Annotated in this window: 22 protein-coding genes; 1 reads left to right on the top strand and 21 read right to left on the bottom strand. The window is 40.1% G+C overall.

Annotated elements, in window-relative coordinates; genetic code table 11:
• Nucleotides 1-163 precede the first annotated feature (163 nt).
• From H539_RS0124155 to H539_RS32955, 20 genes are all read right to left on the bottom strand, one after another.
• Nucleotides 164-499, bottom strand: coding sequence for a cupin domain-containing protein (locus H539_RS0124155; protein WP_026695652.1), 336 nt, complete (start codon nucleotides 497-499; stop codon nucleotides 164-166).
• Nucleotides 500-2254: a hydantoinase B/oxoprolinase family protein gene (locus tag H539_RS0124150; protein WP_026695651.1), complete on the bottom strand. Its 1755-nt coding sequence runs from the start codon at nucleotides 2252-2254 to the stop codon at nucleotides 500-502.
• Nucleotides 2255-2258: 4 nt separating this feature from the next.
• The gene (locus tag H539_RS0124145; RefSeq protein ID WP_026695650.1) at nucleotides 2259-4301 is read right to left on the bottom strand and encodes a hydantoinase/oxoprolinase family protein; all 2043 of its coding nucleotides are present in this window, start codon (nucleotides 4299-4301) and stop codon (nucleotides 2259-2261) included.
• A 40-nt stretch (nucleotides 4302-4341) separates the two neighbouring features.
• Nucleotides 4342-4887, bottom strand: coding sequence for a helix-turn-helix domain-containing protein (locus H539_RS0124140; protein WP_026695649.1), 546 nt, complete (start codon nucleotides 4885-4887; stop codon nucleotides 4342-4344).
• Between the two features lie 944 nt (nucleotides 4888-5831).
• Entirely contained in the window at nucleotides 5832-6290 is a 459-nt protein-coding gene (locus H539_RS0124135; protein ID WP_035324012.1) for a RidA family protein, read from the bottom strand.
• Entirely contained in the window at nucleotides 6277-7434 is a 1158-nt protein-coding gene (locus tag H539_RS29640; RefSeq protein WP_245602252.1) for a M20 peptidase aminoacylase family protein, read from the bottom strand. Before H539_RS29640 ends, H539_RS0124135 begins: the two co-directional genes overlap by 14 nt.
• 40 nt (nucleotides 7435-7474) lie before the next feature.
• Nucleotides 7475-8308, bottom strand: a complete 834-nt coding sequence (locus H539_RS29635) for a GNAT family N-acetyltransferase (RefSeq protein ID WP_035324008.1) — start codon at nucleotides 8306-8308, stop codon at nucleotides 7475-7477.
• Nucleotides 8286-9893, bottom strand: coding sequence for an N-acyl-D-amino-acid deacylase family protein (locus tag H539_RS0124120; RefSeq protein WP_026695647.1), 1608 nt, complete (start codon nucleotides 9891-9893; stop codon nucleotides 8286-8288). Before H539_RS0124120 ends, H539_RS29635 begins: the two co-directional genes overlap by 23 nt.
• A gap of 34 nt (nucleotides 9894-9927) precedes the next feature.
• A complete protein-coding gene (menC, locus tag H539_RS0124115) occupies nucleotides 9928-11058 on the bottom strand; it encodes an o-succinylbenzoate synthase (RefSeq protein ID WP_026695646.1) in 1131 nt (376 codons plus the stop codon).
• Nucleotides 11059-11092: 34 nt separating this feature from the next.
• Entirely contained in the window at nucleotides 11093-11965 is an 873-nt protein-coding gene (locus H539_RS0124110; protein WP_026695645.1) for a MurR/RpiR family transcriptional regulator, read from the bottom strand.
• Nucleotides 11966-12046: 81 nt separating this feature from the next.
• Complete coding sequence (locus tag H539_RS0124105) at nucleotides 12047-13537, bottom strand: M81 family metallopeptidase (RefSeq protein WP_026695644.1); 1491 nt, start codon at nucleotides 13535-13537, stop codon at nucleotides 12047-12049.
• A 40-nt stretch (nucleotides 13538-13577) separates the two neighbouring features.
• A complete protein-coding gene (locus tag H539_RS0124100; protein WP_035324005.1) occupies nucleotides 13578-14807 on the bottom strand; it encodes an MFS transporter in 1230 nt (409 codons plus the stop codon).
• Between the two features lie 135 nt (nucleotides 14808-14942).
• Nucleotides 14943-16448: an amidase gene (locus tag H539_RS0124095; protein ID WP_026695642.1), complete on the bottom strand. Its 1506-nt coding sequence runs from the start codon at nucleotides 16446-16448 to the stop codon at nucleotides 14943-14945.
• A gap of 264 nt (nucleotides 16449-16712) precedes the next feature.
• Entirely contained in the window at nucleotides 16713-16946 is a 234-nt protein-coding gene (locus tag H539_RS0124090; protein ID WP_026695641.1) for a helix-turn-helix domain-containing protein, read from the bottom strand.
• 14 nt (nucleotides 16947-16960) lie between these two features.
• Nucleotides 16961-17884 carry an ABC transporter ATP-binding protein gene (locus H539_RS0124085; protein WP_026695640.1) on the bottom strand — a complete coding sequence of 308 codons (924 nt, stop codon included), beginning with the start codon at nucleotides 17882-17884 and terminating at the stop codon, nucleotides 16961-16963.
• Nucleotides 17877-18848, bottom strand: coding sequence for an ABC transporter ATP-binding protein (locus H539_RS0124080; RefSeq protein WP_026695639.1), 972 nt, complete (start codon nucleotides 18846-18848; stop codon nucleotides 17877-17879). The genes H539_RS0124085 and H539_RS0124080 overlap by 8 nt, the downstream gene beginning before the upstream one ends.
• Nucleotides 18849-18857: 9 nt before the next feature.
• Nucleotides 18858-19736 (bottom strand): ABC transporter permease, encoded by an 879-nt coding sequence (locus tag H539_RS0124075; protein WP_051348779.1) that lies wholly within the window; start codon nucleotides 19734-19736, stop codon nucleotides 18858-18860.
• A 1-nt stretch (nucleotide 19737) separates the two neighbouring features.
• Nucleotides 19738-20754 (bottom strand): ABC transporter permease, encoded by a 1017-nt coding sequence (locus H539_RS0124070; RefSeq protein ID WP_026695637.1) that lies wholly within the window; start codon nucleotides 20752-20754, stop codon nucleotides 19738-19740.
• Between the two features lie 24 nt (nucleotides 20755-20778).
• A complete protein-coding gene (locus tag H539_RS0124065) occupies nucleotides 20779-22377 on the bottom strand; it encodes an ABC transporter substrate-binding protein (RefSeq protein ID WP_026695636.1) in 1599 nt (532 codons plus the stop codon).
• A gap of 981 nt (nucleotides 22378-23358) precedes the next feature.
• Nucleotides 23359-23439: a terminase small subunit gene (locus H539_RS32955; protein ID WP_081416027.1), complete on the bottom strand. Its 81-nt coding sequence runs from the start codon at nucleotides 23437-23439 to the stop codon at nucleotides 23359-23361.
• Nucleotides 23440-23550: 111 nt separating this feature from the next.
• On the opposite strand from H539_RS32955, the gene H539_RS0124055 reads away from it, so the two are divergent.
• The gene (locus H539_RS0124055; protein ID WP_026695635.1) at nucleotides 23551-23745 is read left to right on the top strand and encodes a hypothetical protein; all 195 of its coding nucleotides are present in this window, start codon (nucleotides 23551-23553) and stop codon (nucleotides 23743-23745) included.
• 706 nt (nucleotides 23746-24451) lie between these two features.
• On the opposite strand, the gene H539_RS29630 is transcribed toward H539_RS0124055, so the two are convergent.
• On the bottom strand, nucleotides 24452-25894 hold the full coding sequence (locus tag H539_RS29630) for a glycoside hydrolase family 32 protein (protein ID WP_051348778.1): 1443 nt from the start codon (nucleotides 25892-25894) through the stop codon (nucleotides 24452-24454).
• Nucleotides 25895-25897: the final 3 nt, after the last annotated feature.

Genomic DNA, 25897 nt, shown 5'->3' with positions numbered 1-25897 from the left:
TTGCCCCTCTCGCACGAACCGTATATATATGGCAAACAATTTAATGCAAAATAGCTGCTGTATATATCGTGTGTACAGAGGAAGTCAGACCTCATATGAGTCAGCCTCTTCTAGCTGAAAAATCTACGTATGCAAATATAAGAAAAATAAGCTTAGTTTTCTATTATCGTTTAACCAAAATCCATACAATCTCGCAATCTTCTGTTCCATCATTGTAAGCCCAATGTTCCTCTCCACGAGGGATGAACGTAGCCTCACCGGATGAAACCCGGTATTCTTTTTCTCCGCTTCGTGTCACAATCGACCCTTTTAACACAAGCCCGTATTCATCCTCTTCATGAGCACCCGTTCCTTCAATGGGAATCCGGGCTCCCGGTGGGATGGAAACAGTGCCCATCAAGGTTCGGCCGCCTTCAATCACCGCTTCATTGAATAGGGTCTTCATGGTGATTCCCGGTCGGTTGTCTTCAGCTACATCCTTTACTTTAACTACTTCCATTCATCTCGCCTCCTTAGCTTGACGTTCTGGTGTGTAATTTTTTATTTCAAATGTATCAGGGTCAAGTATAACGCCATAATCACGTTCAGCTTGTTCGGCAGTGATGTATTCATTTTTGACATCGTCCACAACTTTTTCAACAGGCCGGTTTATCGGATCCCCGTAACCTCCTCCTGTTGCTGTTACAAGACGCGCAACATCATGTTTATTTAAAGGATACTGGTTGTACTTGCCAAACGGACCGTCTACTTCTCCACTTGCTTTCACAATCTCAAAATAATTGGTAGAGCCGTCTTTTCCTCCCTCTGCTCCCCACACGTTATATTTATGCCGTCCGAAAGAGGCAGTAAATACTTGATTGTTCGTAAGTGCCTGGTATGAGCGTACCACTCCATGCCCGCCGCGGAACTCACCTGCACCGGCCCCGTCGGTGTATAAGCTATACTCATCGACTAACACGCCATTTCTGGTTTCACACACTTCAACAGGGATATTGAATGTTTCACCATCCAGGATACAGAATTGGGCAGAAGCTCCATCTGACCCCTTAGCTCCACCCCAGCCGCCAACGGAAGGCTCGACAATCAAGAATCGTTCGTTCGTATCCTGATGCTGCCCGGAAAGAATGGCGACACACACCGATAAGAAGTGTCCTGCAGACAAACGGTGAGGCACGACAGGCGCCAGTGCTTTCCAAACCAGGTCAGTTCCAAATAGCATGGACTCCCAATACATCGAAACAGGCGCAGGCCGCACCGCATTGAATATGGAACCTTCATCTGTAAGAACCTTAAGCGGGCGGAAAGATCCATCATTCACATCCTGGGAAGGATTCGTAATCGCGAGATAAACCGTACGGACAGCTGACACCAAACCGGTTAACGAAGTGTTGATCGATCCTGTAACCTGTGGATGGCTGCCCCTGAAATCGCATATGAATTCATTTTCCGTGATCTCTACCTTTACCTGGACTCTGAAAGGCCCGTCTTGAATGCCATCATCATCTATGAAATCGACTGCTTCATAAATACCCTGCGGCAATTCTTTAAGAGACTTGAGCGCTAATTGCTCCCCATGGTCCAAAAGGTGATGGATGGAGTTCACCACGATGTCCCTGCTATACTTCTCACATAGTTCCTGAACGCGTCTTTCTCCGGTTTTCAAAGCCGCTACTTGTGCCCAAAGATCCCCTAATGAAAGATCAGGGAAGCGCACATTTGCACCTATAATATCCACAACTGCCTGGTTCAATTTACCTTCATCATAAATTTTCACACATGGGAACTGCAGACCCTCCTGGTAGATTTCAGTTGAATCTGTAGACATAGAACCAGCGTCTTTTCCTCCAACTTCAGTCCAATGAGCTTTATTAGCAGAAAAAGCTACTAGTTCTCCTTTGTAAAAGATTGGCATAACTAAGCCAACATCACAAAGGTGGGAGCCGCCTCCACCATAAGGATCATTAATGAGGAAAATGTCACCTGGTTTTAAATCCCCTGTTTTGTTGTAGCGCTGCAATGTTTCGCGAACCATGAAGGAAAGCATACCGATAAACCCTGTTACCCCGTTCCCCTGGGTAAGCAACTGCCCTTTTGGATCGGTCAGCCCACTCGCATAGTCTAATACTTCATAGATAATGGGACTCATCGATGTTCGTGCAAGAGCATAGAACATCTCTTCCCCAATGGCGACTAGAGAGTCCTTAACAATGTCTAATGTAAATGGATCTACCTTTGAAGCAACTGTTTTTACCATGCTATTACACTCCCATCTCAATGATTAAGTTTCCATAGACGTCTACGGTTACGGTTTGACCAGGATAAACAACGGTCGAGGCTGTTGGTTCTTCCACAATAGCCGGCCCAGCAATTTTAGCTTCCGGATTGAGCTTCGCTCTGTCATATACCTTAGTGTTAATCCATCCATTTTCCTCGTACAAAACAGGCCTTACTTCCTTTAAAGCATCCTCCACGGAAAGACCATTACTCTCAATCCTAGCAAGCTCTGGTTTTTTAACCGAACCAAGGGCAATCAAGTGAAGGTTCACGATTTCAGTCGGTGATTCTTCCAGCTTAAATGTATACAATCTTTCATGCGTTTGATGGAATTCTTGAATGACTCGCTGCATGCTCTCGTGATTCATTTCACCATTTGGAACAGGTACTTTTACGGTATGTTCCTGGCCTACGTAACGGAGGTCCACGTAGCGTGAAAACAGGACGTTTTCTTCCTTGACTCCTTCCGTTTCATATTGGGCAAACGCTTCTTTCTCTTGTCTGGTTAAAATATCATTAAATTCGCTATAATTAATTGCTTCCACGCGGCGAATATAAGTTTGAATATAGTCGTGGCGCAAGTCAGTCATCAGCATTCCCCATGCTGAGAAGACGGAAGCCGCAACCGGAACAATTACCTTACTTACCCCAAGTTCTTTCGCAAGTGCAGGAGCATGCATAGACCCCCCTCCACCAAAGGCTACTAGTGCGAAATCACGTGGATCGTAGCCTTTTCGAACGGATATGAGCTTTAATGCATTCAGCATATTGGAATTGGCAATCCGGATGATGCCAAGTGCCGCTTCATCAACTGACGTTTCAAAATGCGAAGCAATCTTCTCATGGATGGCTCCTTTTACTCGTTCCATATCCACATTGCTATCAAAATTCCCAGGAGAAAGTCGGCCTACCACAAGATTCGCATCGGTCGTTGTAGGTTCAGTTCCGCCTTTGCCATAGGCAATGGGTCCAGGCAATGCACCTGCAGATTGAGGGCCGACACGCAGTGAACCTCCGTCGTCGATCCATGCAATGGAACCGCCGCCATTTCCAATTTCCACAATGTCGACGACCGGTACTTTAATTGGATAACCCGCTGTCCGGTCGGTGCGCTCAATGTTGTATTCTGTTGTTACTTTTACTTCACCCTTGTCAATCAGGGAACATTTCGCCGTTGTTCCTCCAATATCAAAAGCTATGATGTTTTCTTCTCCAAGGATCTTCCCGAGTATAGCGGAGCCGTAAATGCCTGCAACCGGACCCGACTCTACCATATTAATTGGTGTCTGTTTGGATTGTTCAAATGTCGTAGTACCGCCATTAGATTGCATGATATATTTATTAGACTTGTTTCCAATTTCTTTTAATTTATTTTCAAGGCGGTCCACATACGATGAAGCGATTGGTTTTACATAAGAGTTCAAAACAGTGGTGCTTGTCCGCTCATATTCCCGCCACTCTCTTGTTACTTCATATGATGCTGTAACCGCGACTTCAGGCCATATTTCTTGAATTAACTTTACCGTTTCCATTTCATGTACAGGGTTACTGTATGAATGAAGGTACGAAACGGCAATAGCTTCTACCTTTTCATTCTTAAAATACGAAACGATTTCTTCAATTCTTTCTTTATGTAAAGGCTGGATGACTTCTCCCTTGTAATTCAAGCGCTCTTCAACTTCCTGGCGTAGATAACGAGGAACGAAAGGAGCAGGCTTTTCGTATTGGATATTAAATAGATCTGGTCGGTTTCCACGGGCGATTTCCAGCACATCTCTAAACCCTTTGGTTGTAATCAAGCCTGTCTTTACACCTTTTCTCTCTGTTAAGGCGTTAATTATTACGGTCGTACCATGGATAAACGTTTCTAGCTGTTCAGTGCCAATACCGCTAACACTGATGACATCCAGCACACCTTGTTCAAAGTTCGGAGGAGTAGTATGGCTTTTAGCGACGCCAATTTTCCCTTGCTGATCAACATAAACTAAATCCGTAAATGTTCCACCAATATCAGTTGCAACTCTCATGACTTTAACCACCTTATAGATTATTTAAATAACTGCTTTTCTAAAAAATAACCGGTGTGACAAAACAAAGTACCTTTGCAATTTGATTGAGAGGGTTTGACATAAAATGTGTAGATGTGGATGGAAAATGAATAGAATCACCTGATTTTACAGTGTACTCTTCTCCATCAACCTCAAAATAAAGTTCCCCTTCAAGAACGTAATAAAATTCTTCACCAGGATGGTTCGTGGATTTTTCACCAGGCTGACCTGGAGGAATTGTTAACAACAGTGGTTCTACCGTCCTCCCTGCAAACTCCCCTCCTAATCTCGTATAAACCACACCTGATCCTTCCAAGCGAAAGGGTTTTTGCTCTTGTGCCCGAACTATGTAATTGTTGTTAGCATAATCCTCGAAAAAGCTGGTTATTGGAACCTCTACTGCATCAGCTATCTTTTTTAGCGACGTAATAGCAATTGAAGATGAGCCTCGTTCAACCTGCGATAAAAAACTGACGGATAATCCCGTTTTCTCACTCAGCTCCTTCAACGTCAACTTCCTTTCCAATCGCCATTCCTTGATCCTTTTTGATACTTCTTCTTCCACTAGTAAAACCTCCAGCACTCTTAGCAAATACTGTGTTTCATATCTGACTGTAATTTTTTAAGTAATACTGTATTTATTATTTATGTTATCACAATATTTAAAATGATGACAGTATTTTCTAAAAATTTGAAATAGTGAAAAATGCCTTTGTTATTCTGTTCTTAAAAAGGTGGAAAAAGCCGGCATGGCTAAATCATCAATTTTAAAAGAGATTTATAAAAATGCACGCCCTAGTCTTGGCTTTAACTGATTTGTGCGCTTGGAAATTAAATCTTGCAGGAATCAGACCAACTAAACCAAGTAAGAGTTTGTATTGAAGACCAAGCCAACTAACCGTTTTCCCTAACCTCTACAGAGCGCGATTCCCAGTAACATGCTATTTGAATATAAAATTGGTCGCGACTTCTATTCTACTTTACCAAATGTCTCAAAACACTCGGGTGCCAATCCAATACTTATATCCGCTAACAGACAGAAGCGACTCTAGAAGAGGATATAGTTTTGTACATGGAAGGCTTTTTAGCACACCACTTAACACTGTTGGAACCGTGCTCGCTTTTAAGACGACTTCATTGGGACTCAGACCAAAAAGTGAAAGCGAAAGAGCGAACAAACCAGCAAACAATCCTTTGGCTATTCGCGTGTGGATACCCACTTTCCATCCCGACTGTGTCATCATACTCCAATACGATTTGTTCATCCTCAGCTAATTGAGCGGAGGGTACATAGGGCATATCCTGCATTTAAACCCTATAAAAGTGTGGAAAATACCGTATAAAAAATTGCCTTACATACAAAAAATAACACAGTATCAAGGACTGTGATGGAAAAAAATTATATACTTTCTTATCTCTCAAAAAAAGCTACTCAAAAATTTAAGCAGCCTCTATGATTGAACATTTAATTTTCTTTTAACGCGTATCGTACCTTAAGTAACTTATCTTTCACTCTTCTATTTCTAGGACCATCTCAATTTCAACTGGTAAATTCAAGGGAAGGACACCGGTTCCTATAGCCGACCTTGCGTGCTTCCCCTTTTCCCCGAAAACCTCTACCAAAAGATCTGAAGCACCATTGATTACTTGTGGATGATTATAAAAGTCATATGTAGAACTTACAAATCCGAGTAGTTTGACTACTTTTTTCACTTTATTTAAATCCCCGAGCTCTTCCTTTACTATACTGAGTAAATTTAAAGCAGTAATTCTAGCCGCGTCATAGCCTTGCTCGATAGAAATATCTTCTCCAAGCCTACCTTGGTAAAGTGGCTTTCCATCGATAAAGCATCCGGAGCCAGAAGTAAAAAGAAGGTTTCCAGAACGATTAATGGTAACATAATTGGCCAGTGGTGCTGGTGCTGGTGGTAACTCATATCCAAGTTCTTTTATTTTAGACTCTATCATTCTTATACTCCTTTAGTTTATCTCGTTTTTTTTCAAATAACTTAATGACAGAGGCTGTTAAAATAGCTACGCCATTCCCCAAAGATGCTAAGTTAAATTTCATATTTGGGTGATGAAGACCCGGTTCTAGGCCTGTACCTAACCCTACCATCGTTGCTTGAATATTAGGTCTTTCCTTTGTATAAAAATGAAAATCTTCCCCGCCCGGTGTAACAGGAGGTTGGACAAGTGATTTTTCACCAAGTATTTGGCGAACCACTTCTCCCACTATTTCTTCCATATCAGGGCTTTTCTCTGCTGCTGCCATATGCGCACGAATTTCAAGTTGTACTTCAGCGCCATTGGCTTCCCCTGCATATTGAACAGCTCTCATTACACTTTCTGTTAAAGCTTCCATGGCCTTATTCGTTTGTGCTCTAAGATCGATACTAAACTCTGCTTCATCGGGAATAACATTGATGTTTTCCCCACCGGCTTTCACTTGTGTAACTTTTGCTGAACTTGGTAAGGTTGGATCAACCTTAACCGAATTAACCGCACTTATAATCGCCCCAAGGGAATCTACCACATTAATGCCCAGATTAGGTCTTGACCCATGGGATTGTATCCCTTTAATTTTTCCTTTTAAAAGAGTGGCAGCTCCATGGTAAATAGCAGAGGATGCCTGCCCCATCCCAAGTTCGAATACCGGTCTAACATGAATACCGAGCAAGAAATCCACGTCATCGACTATTCCATCTTTTATGATTGCTTGAGCACCTTTCCCTGTCTCTTCAGCAGGTTGGAAAATAATTTTTAGGCATCCACTATTCGGTTGGAATTTGAATTCCTTTAAACAACGAAGAGTATTTAAAACCATGGTCATATGCGCGTCATGCCCGCATGAATGGTTTGCCTTCCATACACCTTCCACATTCTGCCATAATGCATCCATGTCCGTCCGTAAAGCGATAGTTGGGCCAAGAGTACCGCTGTTCCATTTAACCACTATTCCACAATGACTTGGGTACGTTTCGTATGGAAGACCTAGTTTATCTAGTTCTTTACAAAGGAAATCTCTCGTTTTTTGTTCCTTCCAACTAACTTCTGCCAAGTCATGTAATTTGTCGTAAGTATCTAGCAGAAGAGTGTTGTTATTCCTCACCCATTCTTTGATTCTAGATAGACTAATGTTTGTTTGTGTATTATGCAGAAGGATCACTTCTTTCTAGTACGTAATACGCAATATGATCTTCCGGAATCACCCCGGTGACATGATAGCCATTTGAAAGGGCTTCATTTAGTTTATTGCGAGTGTATGATCGCCACACTTGGAACAGTTCAGGTGCGTCATCCTTCATTTGCCGTACCTCTTTTGGAATAGGTATCAGATAACCTGAAATATGTTGTTGCAATCTATAATCATCACTAGGAATAGGATGTTCACCGTCAAACTTAATGTCAGATAGTTTTTCGTAATTCTTCCACTCGGCTTGGTTGCGGGTTTCCTCAATCGCAAATATCACCGGTTCAGACAAAAGATCCCATTCCACCAAGAATCTGTCGGAGGGTGTATCTTTATTTAATTTATCATTCATGTAACCATAATAAGCTTCAATATACGTTTTTACATATCCGCCCAGTTTAGATAGGTTAAGATATCCATTTTTAACTTCAAGGGGGTCAAAAGTCCATATTATTTTTTCGTAGCCATATTCAATTGCCCACTCTCGTTGTTTTAATTTTAATTGCTTACCGATTCCTTGATTTCGATATTGGGGGTGTATGGCCATCATATGAGAACATAAATATGGCTTTTTTCTAACATTACTGTATCCGGCAAATCCATAGCAAAATCCCACTAGTGTACTGGATTCCTTTTCAAATGCACCAATCACGACCCCGCCGTTGTGAATGGCAGCCATCATTTGTGGGAGAGAGGTGACTACCTCTTCTCCCCACACTATTTTTTGTAATTCAACAATGTCAGACAGTGGTTCGAGTTCAGTTATAATCTTATAGATAAACTTTGCTTGCATAACTGTTCTCCTGTCGCAACACTTTTCCTGCGGTAGTACCGATATACTTGCCTTCTTTTACGGCCAGCTGACCATTTACAAAGACGTAAATTATTCCAACTGGCTCTTCTAGTGGGTTTTCGTATGTTGATTGGTCATTCACTGTTTTGGGATCAAACACTACAATGTCCGCGGCATAACTTTCTCGGATTAATCCTCTATCTTTTAAACGAAGCAATTGTGCAGGCGCCCCTGTCATCCTACGCACGGCCTGTTCGAGTGTAAGGGCATGTTTTTCGCGCACATATCTTCCTAACACACGTGGATATGTTCCGTAAAGTCTAGGATGGGGTTTCCCACCAAAAATCCCGTCCGACCCCACTATCTGTAGCGGATGTTGCATTCCATAAATTACATCACCCTCATCGCCCCAATGAACCACCATCGTAATTCCCGCATTCTCCTCGATTAGTAAATCAAAGGCTGCGTCTGCAGGGTCTTCTTTTAGTAATTTAGCAACTTCGATCATGTTTTTGCCTTCGGCCCAGCGGTTTTTTTCTGTAGAAACGGCAGAAATAATAATGTTTTCCCAACCACAGGTAAGGACCCAGTTTTCGTAGTCTTCATTATGCTTAAATTCTTGCTTTATTTTTTCTCGGATTTCCGGTTCCGTTAATTTTTCTAACAGTTCAGAAGTTCCTCCTGCATGCATCCAAGGAGGTAAAATAGCGTGAAATACAGTTGATCCAGCTGTATACGGGTATTGATCAAATGTGATTTCAATTCCTTCCTTACGGCCCTGGTCCATTTTTTCAAGTGCTTTTACAAATTTTTCTCGATTTGTTTTACCTGCCACTTTGAAATGAGAGACATGAAGACGAACACCTGATTGACGGGCGACATCAATGACTTCATCCAACGCTTCTAAGGAGTGGTTGCTCTCGTTTCGAATGTGAACCACAAAGCAGCCGTCATATTTAGCTGCCCCTTTGCAGATAGCAATTAACTCTTCTTTATTGGAAAACACATTGGGAGGATACACCAAACCTGAAGATACCCCTACTGCTCCCTGCTTTATCCCCTCTTCCACAAGGAGTTGCATTTGATCCATTTCGTCTTTTGTCGCCGGACGTCCATCAAAGCCCATGACAAGTGTCCGTACAGCCCCATGTGGCACCAAGTATGTCGCATTCCCTGCAATTTTTGAATTTTCCAAAAAATGAAGGTATTCATCGATTGTGTTCCATGGCCAATCGCCAATATCTCCATTGAGTCCTTTTAACTGCTTTTGCCATAGAGGCTTGGTTTCTTCAGATACTGGCGCAACAGAAATACCATCCTGTCCAAATAATTCAGTGGTAACACCTTGTAATACTTTTATATGATGGATTTCTGGTTTGGTACAGAGTAAATCAGAATGAACATGCGTATCGATAAATCCAGGTGAAACAGCCAAGCCCTTAGCATCTATCACTGTTGCAGCCTGTTCATTACTTAAATCACCCATTTTACAAATTACCCCGTTTTTAATACCAATATCTAGTTTCGTCCATGGATTTTCTGTACCATCAAAAACCTGTCCACCTTTTATAATGAAATCAAACATTTTATCCCTCCTGTTTATTAGTTCTACTATTTCTTTATTTCAATATCAATTCCTTTGTAAATAACTCTTTATCGATCACATATTGATTCAATACTGCTTCGTTGATTTCATAGCCAATACCGGGAGAGTCCGGCACTTGAAGCCTACCTGGTTGAGATAACATGACCTCTGGCGTAACGATATCATAAGCCCAATAACGATCAGAAGCGGATGTATCCCCAGGGATACTAAAGTTGTCGAGCGACGAAAGGGCAATATTATGTGCACGTCCGATCCCAGCTTCAAGCATCCCCCCACACCAAACCGGAATATTGTGAGATTTACATAAATCATGAATTTTTTTAGCTTCTGTCAGTCCGCCCACACGACCAACCTTAATATTTATAATTTTACAACTTCCTAGTTCAATAGCTTTTCTAGCGTCTTCCACTGAATGAATACTTTCATCCAGGCAAATTGGCGTAGCCAGCTGTTCTTGAAGCTTAGCATGATCAATAATGTCATCGTGAGACAATGGCTGCTCAATCATAATAAGGTTAAACTGGTCCAATTGTTTAAGGATATTCACATCATTTAATGAGTAAGCTGAGTTTGCATCTGCCATCAACGGGATATTAGGGCTAAATTGTTCCCGAATGGCACGAATCACTTCGACATCATGACCTGGTTTAATTTTTATTTTAATTTTTTTGTAACCTTCTCCAATAAATTGCTCCACTTTCTCGAGCACTTTTTCGACGGTATCCTCGATACCGATACTGACGCCTACATCAATTTCACTTTTATGACCCCCAAGAGCGGTTGCAAGTGAAATACCTTGTTGTTTTGAATATAAATCCCAAATCGCTCCATCAAGGACAGCTTTAGCCATGTTATTCCGTCGGATTGGCATAAAGAGTTCATGAATGTCAGTGGGATGTTTGATGCTTTTAGCTGAGAACAATTTAGGAATAAGAAATTCCTTAAGAATATAACTGACGGTTCCTGTGGTTTCTTCATTATATATAGGATATGGAAGAGAAGCGCTTTCTGCATATCCTATAAAGTCGCCGCTATGGACACTGACTACGAGAAAATCTTTATATGTCAAACGGCCAAAGCTGGTCTCAAATTGGTTTTTTAGTGGCATTTTAAGTCTAGAAATTTCCACTTTATCTATATTCATGTCATAGCCCCTTTCTCTATTTAATGTTAGAGGATCAATCCTTCTCCTGCATAAAAAATGGAAAGTACTGTTCGCTCGTTTGTTGATAGTCATTAATTCTATTTTGTACCTCTTCCCACTTGGATGAGGCGACGCCAGATACAATAACATTCAGCAATGAAAACATCGTAGCCATCCCGTTTAGTCCTGCAGGAGAGGGCGTGTAAACTTTAATCAACATATCCGCTAATGATCCTAAGGGAGATATTTCGTTATCCGTTATAGCTAATATTTTCGCTCCCTTTTTCTTGGCGGCCTTGACAAACGAAACAGTCTCCTCCGCATAACGCGGAAATGAAAACGCAATAACCAAGCTATCTTTGTCCATGTCTGAAATTAAAGAAATTGCGTCGTCAATTTCTCCTCTATACAAATGGGTGTTACCTTTCACAATGTTTAAACTAAACGCCAGCCAATTAGCTGCTGCATACGAGCTTCTCATTCCAATGACACATCTATTTTTTGAATACAGAATAGCATCGATAATTTTTTGATATAATTCTGCATTCAAAGAATCCAGCGTTTTCTCTATAAAAGCAATATCCCGCTCTTTAATTTGTTTGATAAGATCATCATTGTTCTGACTGAGAGCACCAGTTGATACACTATACTTTCCTAATGGATCTGTTTGTCCATTCTCTAATAAAGTTGTTTGAATCTGCTTTTGCAAATGACTAAATCCTGTATATCCAAGCGCGTAACAAAGGCGTATCACCGTAGTCTCACTGGTTGATGTCAACTCACCGACTTCTTTTGCCTTTTGGAAAGCGATTTGTTGTGGATGGTCCAAAATAAATTTAGCTACAATTTTTTGACGATTCGTTAACGTATTAAAATTCTTGCGGATGACTTCTTTGATAGGTTCCATATTATGATCTTCCTTTCTAAGATGTTATGGTCAATGAATTGGCACCTACTCTTTCACATCTCTCATATCAAAAATTTTCTGTTATACCTCTGATGTCTGTTTCTTATAATCGTGAACAGAATCTAAAGGGAAGATTGGTCGATTAATTCGTTTATAATCAAATGACGAAAAATCACAAGTACTTAAACCTGGTGAATCTACGGTAATAATTTCTTTTGCTATTGACTGAAAGGCTGCTCTAAAGTGCTGACTTGATTTTAACGCTACAATTTTATATTCTTTTACGTCCATCCCATGAAGTAAGAAAACCTGCTCATCAAAGGTTTGGGCTCTAACTGAGCAAACTAAGATATCTACATTACCGGTTTGTAATCTCGCAGATTTCCCTAGATTTACTTTTATCCCACGCCACATCGGAGAAGATTGAAAAAACTGACCGTCCGATAAACTCTTAACATAAACTCTTAAAGACAAGGGTTGGCCGTGTAATAAATCTGTTTTTCCTCCCAATTCCACCTCTATATATGACCCTACCCCTGCTTGGTGGGCCAACTCTGCTACTTCAGGATCGTAAATAAATCCGAAGCATGTCTTAGGAGCATTCGCTTCTACCATAGCTTTTAATAAGAAGGTACCATCCCCTGGAGTCCCTCCACCTGGATTATCTGATGTTTCATTGATGACGATTGGAAAGCCAGGTTTCGCTAAAGCCTGCTGGATACCCTCCTCAGGAGTTGGCAGGTCAGGTCGAAACTCTTCCCTCTTATCCCAGATAGTTTTGGCTACTTCTTTCCCCACTTTCTCCGCTAATGAAGAATTACCGTTTGTGATTGTGATGACAGAAACGCCTACATCAGGAATATCCGTATATGGGAACCCGTGGAAGAACGTGCAATCCACTACTCCCTGTTCCTTTTCCCATTCCCAGCATTGCTCATTGATTTCCTTTGCTGGGGATGCGTATGTTGTGGAGGTCGGAATGATAAGCGGCAGCTTCTCCAGATGTATGACAGGCTCCATTTCACCTTGAATGATTTGTTCTAGTAATCCAATGGCTTCCCTTCCTCTATCATGGGAGTCCGTATGTGGATAAAAATTAACGCCTAGAAGAGCATTTGCTTCTTGCACCATTATATCAGTTAGATTTGCATGCAAATCTAATGTTACAACAATAGGAATCTCATATCCAATTGATTTTCGCAGTGCTTTAAGTAATGACCCTTCTAAATCATCCATCCCTTCTGCAACGCCAGCCCCATGTAATGCTAGACAAATTCCGTCTACTTCACCTGCATTTTGGATGCTTGTTATTAGCTCTTTCTCTAATGTTTCATAGGTCTCTTTCGTGATCATTCCTGACGGCCCTGTAAACGCGGAAAAGGTGGGAGCGATTTCGATGCCAAGTTGATTGCATTTATCAATCATCCCTCCAACGTAATCATCGACTCCTAAATGTCTTTCGATAATTCGCTCGTTATGATCCCATTCCCAGTTTTTAAATAATTTTACTGTCGTTGGCACATTTGAAAAGGTATTTGTTTCATGAGCAAGCTGTGCAATAGCAATTTTCATATAAAATTCCTCTTTTCTTTAATATTATTGAACTAAAAATCTACGCACTCTTTACCTTTGATACTAGTGATTTTTTGGTATCACCAAGTGTAAAGCAAGCTACTACAGAGATAATGGAAGAAAGAATTAAAAACCAGAATGCAGCATTGTATGAACCATTAAAAGCAGTGATTAAAAAGCCCATGATCATCGGGGACACAAAGCCAGCTACCTGGCCCCCGAAATTAATCATTCCAGCTGCAGATCCCATAACTTCAGTAGGGAGAAATTTCAACGGTAATGACCAAATCCCTGCGAAACCTGCATATAGGAAAAAGGCTGAGATGATTTGATAGGTGACTGCCAATTGAAGGGAAGGTGTTTTAAACATGAGATATAAAAACAGAGCTCCCAGTATTGTCACAACAATCGAGAAATATTTTTCACGGCCTACAAAGTATTTATCTACGACCAATCCTCCTAATACCATGGAAATTCCACCTGCAAAAAACGGTAAAGATGCCACAAAACCAGCGTGCAAAAGATCCAATTCACGCACTTTTAAAAGGTAAGACGGAAGCCATGATGCAAAACCCCAAATCACAACATCTAAACCAAACCATGCAATAACCAGTTTCCACATTATAGGTGTCCGCAGCAAATCTTTCATTGAAATTTGTTTCGTCTCCACATGCTTTTCTTCCTCTTTTTGTTTGAACGGCTTCTTTAAAACAATCCCATAGACAGCCACGAGAACTAGTCCAACTAGTGCAATGACGAAAAACATGTTTCTCCAACCTAGCCATACCATCATTGGTGCGGCAAAAAGCGGAGCGATAGCAGCGCCAAACGCGTTGGAAGATAACATCGCGGACTGTGCTTTCGCACGTTCTGCCTTTGGAAAATATTCGGCTATTGCTTTTGAACTAGCTGCCGGAAATCCGCTTTCGCCCACTCCGAAGAAGAAACGGATGACGAGCAAAGAAACCAATGACCACGCAAAGCCTGTAAACGCCGTAAATAGGGACCATGCAATAAGTGATAAAATCATGACTCTTTTTGAACCGTACTTGTCTGCAAGTACACCTCCGGGAATTTGCATTAATGCATAACCCGCAAAAAAGCTGCTTAGAACAACCCCTAATGATGCAGCACTTAAATGAAGGTCATCCCCTATTGATGTAAGAGCGACACTCATTACCATACGGTCTAAATATGCCACCATCCAGCCTGCAAAAAGAACAAAAAGGATAAAATACTTATTCTGTGTAAACTCTAGCAAACGTCCCATAATTTCCCTCCCAAATCAATGTTAATTACCAACCGGTTTGAATTAAATGTGTAAAGCATTAAAAGGAGTTCTTATTCTTTTTTTACCTTGGCAAGTTTGTTATTACTAATGGAGAATGATTTATTTTGCGGTAAGTTAATTTCTTGAGGATATTTGATGAATGTCTAAGATTCGATTCTTACATATTTCATAAATATGATTCCAAGGTTTCAGCTTTTCAAATACAGCACTAGCTGTTATCACATCGGTATCTGCATACCGTTTTCCGATAATTTGCATTCCAACGGGAAGTTGGTCTGAAAGCCCTGCAGGGATCGATGCAGAAGGATGACCCGTAAAATTGGTGATATAGGTCATACACCATCCAATTAATGAGTCTATTTCTTCACCGTTAATTTGACTCGGACCAAGCGTGTTTCCCCAATGGCCATTTTCTGTTGGAAGAGAGGCTACTGTTGGTGTTATTAATAAATCATAATCTTTAAATACATTTTGAATCACATCATAGATTGTAGTACGCATAATTTGATCTTGGTTAACATCAAGCATGTTCATCTGGTAAGCTTTCTCAATCCATTCAAGATACTGAGGAGGCAAATCTTCTCGATGATCCTTTAATAAATCTATTCCCTTACTTTTATAATTTTCGAATATGGAAATTGACCCTCTCATTACAATCCGATTAAAGAGTTCACTTAACTCCCGTTGATCATAAGGAATACCAATGTCAACTTCTTCAACAGTAGCTCCAGCCTGTTCGAATACCTTTACTGCTTCGGCTACCGTTTGAGCAACACGACTATCAACAGGGTAAACGCCAAAATTTGGACTGTAGGCAATTCGCCAATCTTTGATAGAACCATGTAATGCCGACCGGAAGTCCACTTTTTCATTTAGACTATAAGGATCTCGATTGTCATATCCCGTTAACATACTAAGACTTAGTGCTGCGTCCTCGACGGTTCGTGTCAGTGTTCCCTCAGTTGAAAATATGTAAGTTCTAAAACCGTCAGGTCTTCCTAAGAAAGGCACACGTCCACCAGAAGGCTTAAAACCATATATTCCACACCATGCCGCTGGGATACGAGTGGATCCACCAGTATCCGATCCTTGAGCAATTGGAACGAGACCATCAGCAACTGCCGCGGCGCTTCCACCAGATGATCCCCCTGCGTTTCTACTTAAATCAAATGGGTTTCGTGTAGGTCCAAACAAATAATTATCTGTCACCCCACGAAAACCTAAAACGGGACTATTTGTTTTACCTAGTAAAATTCCACCTGCCTTTTCAAAGCGCTCCCCATAGGCACAATAATGGTTTACTACGTTATCTTTAAATGCTCTGATGCCTCCAAAAGTAGAAATCCAGCCAGGCTTGGCGCCAAACAAATCTTTTAAAGCTGAAGGCACACCATGAAACATGCCAACATCTTCACCGGCTAACAAAGACCGTTCTGTCTCTTTTGCTTTGTTCAATGCGTCTTGATATCCAAAGTAGACAAAAGCATTTAAACTTTTATTTCTTTCTTCAATACGATTGATAAAGGCCTCTGTCACTTCTACAGGGGAAAATTCAAGGTCTTTAATTTTAGCAGCTATTTCACTTGCAGACATATAGGCCACTTCATTATGAGAAATCATATAAAACCTCCATAGTTAAGAATTTTAATCGCATGGATCAATTCAATTCCCATAACCCCCTTTTTACTTTTTAAAGTAAAAACTTCAAAATTACATTTTATTTGAAGCTATAACTTTATATTCTAAAGTTTAAACAATTTAGAAAATTTCGTCAATTATTTTTTAATTTTTGCCTTTGTCAAACTTGGCTGTTGATTTCCGCTCCCGCAGCAGGAGTCTTCGTGCCTTCCGCTCCAATCAACTTGGCTATAAAATCAACGTCCTTTAGCACAATCTCAAAATGCGGCAGAAAAAAACGGCATCATCACAAGCATGTCCCCGAAAGGCAATTGCTTTGATAATGCCGCAAATTTTCCAGAAAGTTGTTACAGTTGGATCCACCAGATCTCGTTCAATCTGAAATAAAAGGCTTGAACTCAAACCTGTTTGTACAGCTAATTCCTTTAAAGTTAAGTTTTTGTTCTTCCTTAGTTCACGGATTTTTCTTCCTTGCAACACGTTTTTTCCTCCCTTTATTGTAAGTGGCAAGAAAAAGTGTGGTTTTCTGAGGCTGGTTGATAACATGGTTCTTTAAGACAAATTTCCTGCCTTAGTGGACATTTCTGGTAAAATACACAGGCTGACTCAGAACTTAAGCTAGGAGGATGTGAAAAGTTAATTTTTTCTTTCGTTTCTTCAAATAAGCTGGGAAGAGAAGAGAGTAGAATTTTAGTATAAGGATGTTTAGGATTTTGAAAAATGGATTGAACGGGACCTATTTCCACGATTTTCCCCTTATACATAACCGCTACTCTATCACACATATATCGGATCACTGACATGTTATGAGAAATAAAAATATAGGTTAAATTCTTTTCTCTTTTTAATTCCTTCAATAAATTTAGAACCTGCGCTTGGACGGAAATGTCTAAAGCGGATGTTGGCTCATCTAAAATCATAAACTGAGGATCTGTTATTAGTGCACGGGCAATTGCAATTCGCTGACGTTGTCCACCACTGAATTCATGTGGGTAACGATTCATATGGTCTTCCTTTAATCCAACCCTTTTCATTAAATAAATGAGTCTTTCCATTTTTCCTTTTTCTTTTCGTTCTTTTGAATTTAACGCCAATAGAGGCTCTAGGATAATATCTTTTACCCTCATTCTGGGGTCTAAAGAGGATTGTGGATCCTGAAAGACTGTTTGGATTTCACCCGGCCGGAGTCGTTTAAATTTCTTTTTCTTCCAGAGTTCAATTCCTTTATAGGCTATCATTCCATCCGTTGGTGTTTCCAGCCCACTCAGCATTTTACCCAATGTACTTTTTCCAGAACCTGATTCTCCAACAAGGCCAACAGTTTCCCCTTGCTGTATGGACAAATTTGTGTCCTTTACAGCGTCAATCTTCATTGCCCCGGTTTTAAATGTTTTTCTAACTTGATGGATATCAATCATTTTGTTCTTTTTCTCCTTTCCAACAAGCGGTATAATGCTGAGGCAAAATCTCTACAAGGGCAGGTTGGTGGGTACGGCAATATTCTCCCGCTATTGAGCAGCGGGCAGCAAAGGAGCAGCCATTAGGACGATGACGAAGATCCATGATTTCTCCTGGAATTGCTTGTAATGGTTGGGCTGGATCTGCTAAATCGGGAAGGGCATTCAGCAATGCTTTTGTATACGGATGTTTTGGGTTTTTTAATACTCCATTTGTTGAACCAGATTCAACAATTTCACCCCCGTACATGACTAACGTCCGCTGGCAAAGTTGTGAAATCACACCCATATCATGAGTTATTATCAGGACAGAGGTGTCATTTTTATTATTCAATTCTTTAATTAAATTTAAAATCTCTGCTTGAATTGTGACATCTAATGCGGTGGTTGGTTCATCGGCAATAAGTAAATCAGGCGGTGCAGCCATTGCTAAAGCTATTACAATCCGCTGGCGCATACCTCCGCTTAATTCAAAAGGATATTTTGCAGCGACCAGTTCTGGATCATGTATGTGAACGTCTTTTAAAGCTTGAACCGCCAAGCGAAAGGCCGCTTTTTTTGATACGGCCCGGTGCCTTTCGATGACCTCAGCCAGCTGTCGTCCAATTTTCATGGTTGGATGTAGGGCAGTCATGGGCTCTTGAAAGACCATACCAATCTTTTTACCTCTTAAGGCTTGAATTTCTTTTGTTCTTATTTTTAAAAGATCGGTTCCATTAAAAAGGATTTCGCCATTAGACGTTTTGGCGTTATTCCCCAATAAGCGCAGGATAGATAGGGCCGTCACCGATTTTCCAGAGCCCGATTCACCTACAATCCCTAAAATTTCTCCTTTTGAAATGTTCAAACTTATATTTTTAAGTACTTGCACGCTTCCTCTCATTCCAGTAAATTCTACTGATACATCTTTCATTTCAAGTAACATAGCTGCCTCCTAACTATTCGACTTTGGATCAAGAATGTCACGAATCCCGTCACCGATTAAATTAAAGGCACAGGAAGACATGAAGAGAAATATTCCCGGAAAAGTTGGATACCACCAGAAATCCAGCAAGTATTTCCAACCAATGCTTATCATTGCCCCCCATTCTGGTGTAGGAGGCTGAGCTCCGAGGCCAAGAAATCCAAGGGTGGCAATCATCAATATCGCATCGCCGATATCAAGGGTAGCTTGGATTATCACAGGTGATAAGGAGTTTGGGACGATATGCTTTAATATAATCCTTACAGGATGAATTCCAAAGGTAATAGCTGATTTTACAAAAAGCTTCTCGCGGAGAACTAAGGTTTCACTGCGCGCTAACCGAACGTAAACAGGAATTTTGACAATAGCGATTGCCAGCATAGCGTTTTGCAGGCTTGGACCCAGTGCCGCAGCCAAGGCCATCGCTAAAATTAAAGTTGGGAAGGCTAGGATCATGTCCATTATCCTCATTATAATTTGATCAATATACCCGCCAAAAAAGCCGGAAATGGTTCCCAAAACAATTCCAATAGCTGCGGTAATCAGAATGGCCAAAACACCCATTCCCAGTGAAAGTCTGCCCCCATATAGGATTCTTGATAAAATATCCCTTCCCACTTCATCTGTTCCAAACCAATGTTTACCCGAAGGGCCTTGGAATTTTTCAACAATATAAATTTTGGTTGGGTCGTATGAAGTCAAAACAGGCGCGAGCAAGGAGGTAAGAATGATGACAAATATAATAACAAATCCTATCCATGTCATTTTATTGTTTTTTAATTTATACCAGACTGGGTGAATAGTTATCGGTTTTTCTATTTGTTTTACAGTCTGTATTTCCGCACTCAATTTAATCCACCTCACTTTCTCTCAACTGTGGATCTAGGAAATAATAGGTTAAATCTACAACAAGATTAATTAACACATACCCAATTGATATCAAAAGCGTGAAGCCCATTATGGCAGGAAAATCAAGGTATGATATGGAGTCTACGACATATTTGCCCATACCTGGCCAGCCAAAGATGGTTTCGGTGACCACTGCACCGCCTAATAGAGAGCCAAATGAAATCCCTACAACAGTAACGGTTGGAATTAGGGCGTTTCTCAAGGCATAGCGATATAACAAAACCCAGCCATGAATCCCATTGGCCATGGCAGTCCGGATATAATCTTGTCCAAGGACTTCTAACATGCTGGCCCGAACTTGACGCGTAATAACTGCAAGTTGAGCATATGACAGAACAAGGGCGGGAAGCAGGATATGTTTAAGGCTGCTTTTAAAAGCTACGATATCACCACTTAGCAAGCTGTCTATTAAATAGAATCCGGTTACTCTAGTTGGAGGATTAATATTCAAATCAATACGGCCGCTTGCCGGGAACCAGCCTAGATAGCCATAAAATAGTAGAATAATGATTAATCCGCTCCAAAAAACCGGCATAGACACACCACTAATGGAAAACAGCCGGGAAAAGTGATCCCAAAACCGATCTTTTTTAACTGCTGCCAGGACGCCCAATGGAATTCCTATTAACAGAGCAATAAAGAATGCCGCCATCGCAAGCTCAAGTGTAGCCGGGAAAAAGGCTGTTAAATCATCCAGCACGGGTTTCTGGGTGCGGATGGATGTCCCTAAATCTCCACTGATGACATTTTTTACATAGGTAACATATTGGATCCAGACCGGTTGGTCCAAACCCAATTGTCCCCTAACTTGCTTGAGTGTTTCTTCACTGGCTCTTTGCCCAACCATCATTCTGGCCGGATCACCTGGAATGATGTGGGATAAGAAAAAAGATACAAAGGTTACTCCAAATACGACGAAAACAAGTAACGCTAATCGTTTCATAATCATTTTCTTCATGAGAAACACTCCCAAACAATGATGTTAATTCGATATTTCTGCTAAATTATAGATGCCTTCAAGCATTGGGTTGTAAGTAAAGCCGTTAACTTTTTTGCTCATAGGAAGCATGAAATCCTTTTGATACAGAAGAATATAAGGTGCATCATCTAACTCAATCGTTTGTACTTTTTTATAAATGGTTTCCCGTTCACGCTGATTATTAATAGTTGCAGCCTGATGAAGCAGGGTGTCAACTTCAGTATTTTTATAGAAAGCACGATTACCGGATAAACCGAAATTCTTGGAGTCCAGCCAGTAATTTAAAAAGGCATAAGGATCTCCAAAGTCTGGGCTCCAGACTCCGAGCGCCAAATCAAAATCGCCTTTGTCGATCATATCCCGTGACATTGCATAGGCAACCTTTTTTAATTTAACCTTGACTCCAATTTCAGCCAAATTAGCTTGAATCGTTAACGCTTCGGTTTCCCACCAGGTTTTATTATCCGAGTAAAGTAAATTTAAAGTAAGATTTTTTACGCCTGCATCAGCTAATAGCTTCTTCGCATTATCTACATTATGGTTATATTGTTTGGCTTGATCGTCATATCCCCATAAACCTTTAGGAATGGGGCCGCGCATTTGCGTAGCTAGGCCTTGCTGAACCGCATCAATCAACGATTTATAATCAATACCATAATTTAATGCCTGTCGTACTTTCACGTTTTTCAACGCGTTATTTCCTTTACTGGTATTGATATAGACATAGTCTACCAATAAACTAGGCCTTTGTAATACGGTCACATTACTCGCCGACTTAAGGCTTTTTAACTGTTCGACTGGGATTCCCTCTGCTATGTCAATATCACCTTTTTCAAGCTGCAGTTTTTGCGCAGAAGGATCTCCGACGATCTTAAAATATACATTCTTTATTGCCGGTTTTACCCTGGAGTTGGGGTTGAGGCCTAATTGAATATATTCTCCTTTTTTCCAATTAGCCATCTTGTAAGGACCGCTGCCCATCGTGTTGTTAGCTAGATAGTTCTGGCCTAGATCTCCATTGACTTCATGTTCCTTTACCTTTGGACTGACAATGTTTCCATAGTTGGCGGCTAATGTTGATAGGAATGGAGGAAAGTTTTCCTTAAGTACCATGGTTACTGTAGTTGGATTTTCTGCCTTAATTTGTGAAATCACACCATATACCTCGGAGGGGCCTTTGCCTATTTTTAATAAGCGCTCGAAACTAAACTTTACAGCTTCCGCATCAACTGAACTTCCATCGGCAAATTTATGTCCTTCATTAAGTGTAAACGTCCATGTTTTTCCGTCTTTGCTTACCTTCCACTCTTTTGCTAAACCTGGCTTAACATTTGTGGAAGAACCGTCATAATCAACTAAACGTTCATAGGCTGGATAGGTGATTTTCCACGCAGAGTTGTCCATCGTAACTGCAGGGTCCAAGGTGCCTTGGTCAGCCATGATGCCCACTGTTAATCTATCATTGGTGCCGCCATTTTTCTCTGCAGCTGTATTGGCTTCGTTTTTTGTGCTATTTGCATTCGAATTGGCATTTTTTGTACAAGCACTTAGCATGGCAATAACAGCCATAATCAATATCCAAATGAATAACTTTTTTTTCATAGTAGTCCTCCTCATAAGAATATTAGAAAAGATGTGATTGATATTCAGAAGTTCAGGGAAATTTTGTTGATGCTGGTACTTGGAGTTATGTAGCATTACATTCTGTCGATATAAGCATAAATGGGGATATTATCTGTTAGACATGCCCAGCTTTGATTACCTAAATCGAAGTGCCACTATTCTTGTTCGTATGAAGTAAAACCAGCACTTTCCATAGTGTGTTTTAATAATCTGCGGTTTTCTAGGTTGAAGTTAAAAGGGGTTTCAATTCAAACCAATTTGATTTGGCTTTTTCATGAAATTCATCGAAGTCAGTACCCATATTCAGCCATCCATTTTCATCGCTCAGCCATAGTAACGTCTACAGCTCCTCCTGTTAAATGAGGAAAAGGGGAAAACGGGCTTTTTGAAGGATTTGCGACGTATTTAGTAAGCTCCTCATCGGTTTTTTGGGGGAGTATCCCATTTGTTGAAACATTTTTTTCGTATTGTGATAGATTGCATATTGTGTTTCATAGGACCTTCAGCCATCCAAAAGAACAGATTTAGTATCGGTGGGAGTAATCCGGCTGCTTTATACAATCTTTCAACTGCTCCTTGATGTAAGAAAATCTCGCTGGAAGATCCGGGTAAATGGTGATAGTAAGGATAAAATTTAATTTTTGTCTAAGTGGCTGTTAATGAAACAAGAGGCTCACCCATCCCGGTTTTTGGCACTTCATTTTTATGCCCTTACATCTTTAACCTCCTTTCACTATATTTAACTTTTGTTAAATATACTTAATTTTCATTATATTTTTAATATACAAATTTTTCAATTAACTGTTTTTGCATATAAAAATCAAGTACGGATAAACGATTTTAATAACATTTTCACTGTTGATGAAAAGCCATTTAAATGTTGTCGATATTTGTTTTAACGTTAACATTGGTTAACAGCCTACTAGCAGCCACCTTAGCTACGTCAGGATTCTTCACCTTTTAGCCTGCCCTGGCATAAACTTCACCGGCATTTCCTGTCTCAATGTAATAATCAGCAAATCGTTTCTGTTTTTCGTTCATTACATGTCACCAACCTCTAATTATCGATAATTTATATCACTATATATCTAGTAAAAAGGAATATAAAAAAAACGTGTCGAATATACTAAGTTAGGAAAAGAGGTGAAAATCATGGCACATCCAACTAAATGTACTCATTGTGAAGGTATAAATATATCAAGAATGAATCCTGAGCCAGGAACAGCACATTTTATTTCTGTAGTGGACACTAACCAAAATCCACCTGCAATCATGGCTGCTACTGGAAACGCAATTAACCTATTTACTTGTGCATCTTGTGGAAATATCATGCCTTTCAAAGCATAACTTTCGCCGCCCTCATGTTTAAGACATGGGGGCATACATCTAACAAAATATGGTGGATATAATCAGGTGTAAAAGAAAGACCTATTTAGGGATTAGGACTTTATTGTAATAAGAAGAGAAGGCCTCCCCACCAGCTAAGTATCCTTCTCTGAGATTTTCTCAACATTACTGTTTGCCTCCATAGGATTTCTGCATTCAAAGCAGTAGCTCCTCCCCTTCAGGTCGTTAGGTGTGAATATAACATGGAAGGAAATTCAAGTGAGCATTAACCTAAACATTGGGACCATAGATGTTCAACATGTATTTAATACTTTATTGGCTGAAATCCTTATATAGTGGGTTTCTTATTTATTCTTATTAAACGTTTGTTCAAAGTACTGTTACCATTTTTTGTTCTATTTTGACAGCTAAATAAATTCTTAGTTATAAACCATTGGTTAGCAAGAAAATTTCCGAATCCGATTGACATCATGATATAAAGTCACTATGCAAACAGGACGCCCCCAAGAGCGTCCCGCATAAGATATCAAATAAATTATAGGTAATAATCTATTTCCGATGTTTTAAAAAATTGTGGTGCATACTACTTCAATAAAATAGAATCTATTATTTTTTAAAAGAAAGCGACAAACTTGTCTGTCTACTTCCTACTTTTAAATCGGCATCATATTGGCACATTATTTACTTTGATGGTGTAGGGCCCCGTTTAAGATCCAAAAGCTTCAAACCGAACTTCTTTTAATTCCGTCTTCACACCCGTAATGGATATGCCCGTACCTTTATTTTGGTCATAAGCTGTAAAGCTAACAACTTTTTCCCCCGAATTGAGAAACAATTCAACAGAATGTAAATCAAAATAAAATTCTAGCGTCTTCTCTCCCTTGAAAGCACCAAAGCAGTTGTCAAGGACAATTGGTTCCTGAGAACCATAATCAGAATTAATTAATAGTATGTTTTTCTCTAAATTAAACTCAAAACTTGTGGACTTTTCCTCGTTTTTGTTTAACTCAATGGTGATTTTCTTTGTATTTTCGTTTGATATAACCTTTAAGTATCCTGCTTCAGTCCCAGCAATATTCATTTCCGACTGCAAGTTAATATTCTCAAAAACTTCAGATTCTCGAAAATACTTTTGATGATCGATAAAAGGCGTTTGAAATAATACAGAATTTTTTATACTTAGCTGTCTAGGAATGGACATCATTCCGTTGTATCCATATTCTTTCGGAGGCATAGTATCGTGCCAGCGATGCATCCATCCCATTAATACTCTTTCTCCGTCTTTACCTTGTGTCGATTGAGGAGCGTAAAAGGTATGACCATAATCTAGCAGTCCTTTTTTGTGTGTTGTAAACACACCATGTTCAAAGTCCATTTCCCCAATCACGTAGGCAGTTTTATTTTTAATTTGATCACTATATTCGGGGTCACATGGCATTTCCGAAAATAACAATACATCCTTGTCATTAATCCGAAACAAATCAGGGCATTCCAATAATGTATTATCATCAAACTTCGTCTGATAAATCGATGAATGGAACGTCCAGTCTAACAAGTTGTGGGACTTAAACATAAGAATTTCACCGCGTCGCTGCTCGTTTCTTACTGCCAAAACACAGTAAAAAACTTCGTCAACTTCAAGTATCTTGGGATCCCTAAAATCACAGATCAAGTAACCCTCTGGAAGCTGCTTTTTTCCAATTACCGGATTTAGTGGATACTTCTCGAAATTCACCCCATCACTTGAATATGCTAGACACTGACTCTGCGAAATCTCTGGCTCATCTCTATCAAATCCAAGATTCGGATCAATATGGCCAGTATACATCACATATAATTTCCCTTCTTTTTCAATGGCACTTCCTGAGAAACAGCCGTTTGTATCGTACGCCTTATCATTAGCCAGCGCCTCAGGCAGATACTCCCAATTTATAAAGTCCTTTGTTTTTGCATGTCCCCAATGTATATCATTCCAAACAATATCATAAGGGTTATGCTGATAAAAAAGGTGGTACTCCCCTTCGAAAAAAATAAATCCATTTGGATCATTCATCCACCCGATTTCAGGAGAGAAATGATATAATGGCCTGCTAGTCACTTTCTCTTTACTTTGCTGTATATATTCGTTCGCTTTTTGTAATCGATTCATTGT

This window comes from Peribacillus kribbensis DSM 17871, from assembly GCF_000430765.1.
Lineage (GTDB): Bacteria > Bacillota > Bacilli > Bacillales > DSM-1321 > Paraperibacillus > Paraperibacillus kribbensis.
Note: the sequence above shows the minus strand (reverse complement) of the source record. Positions and strands in the feature narration are given on the sequence as shown.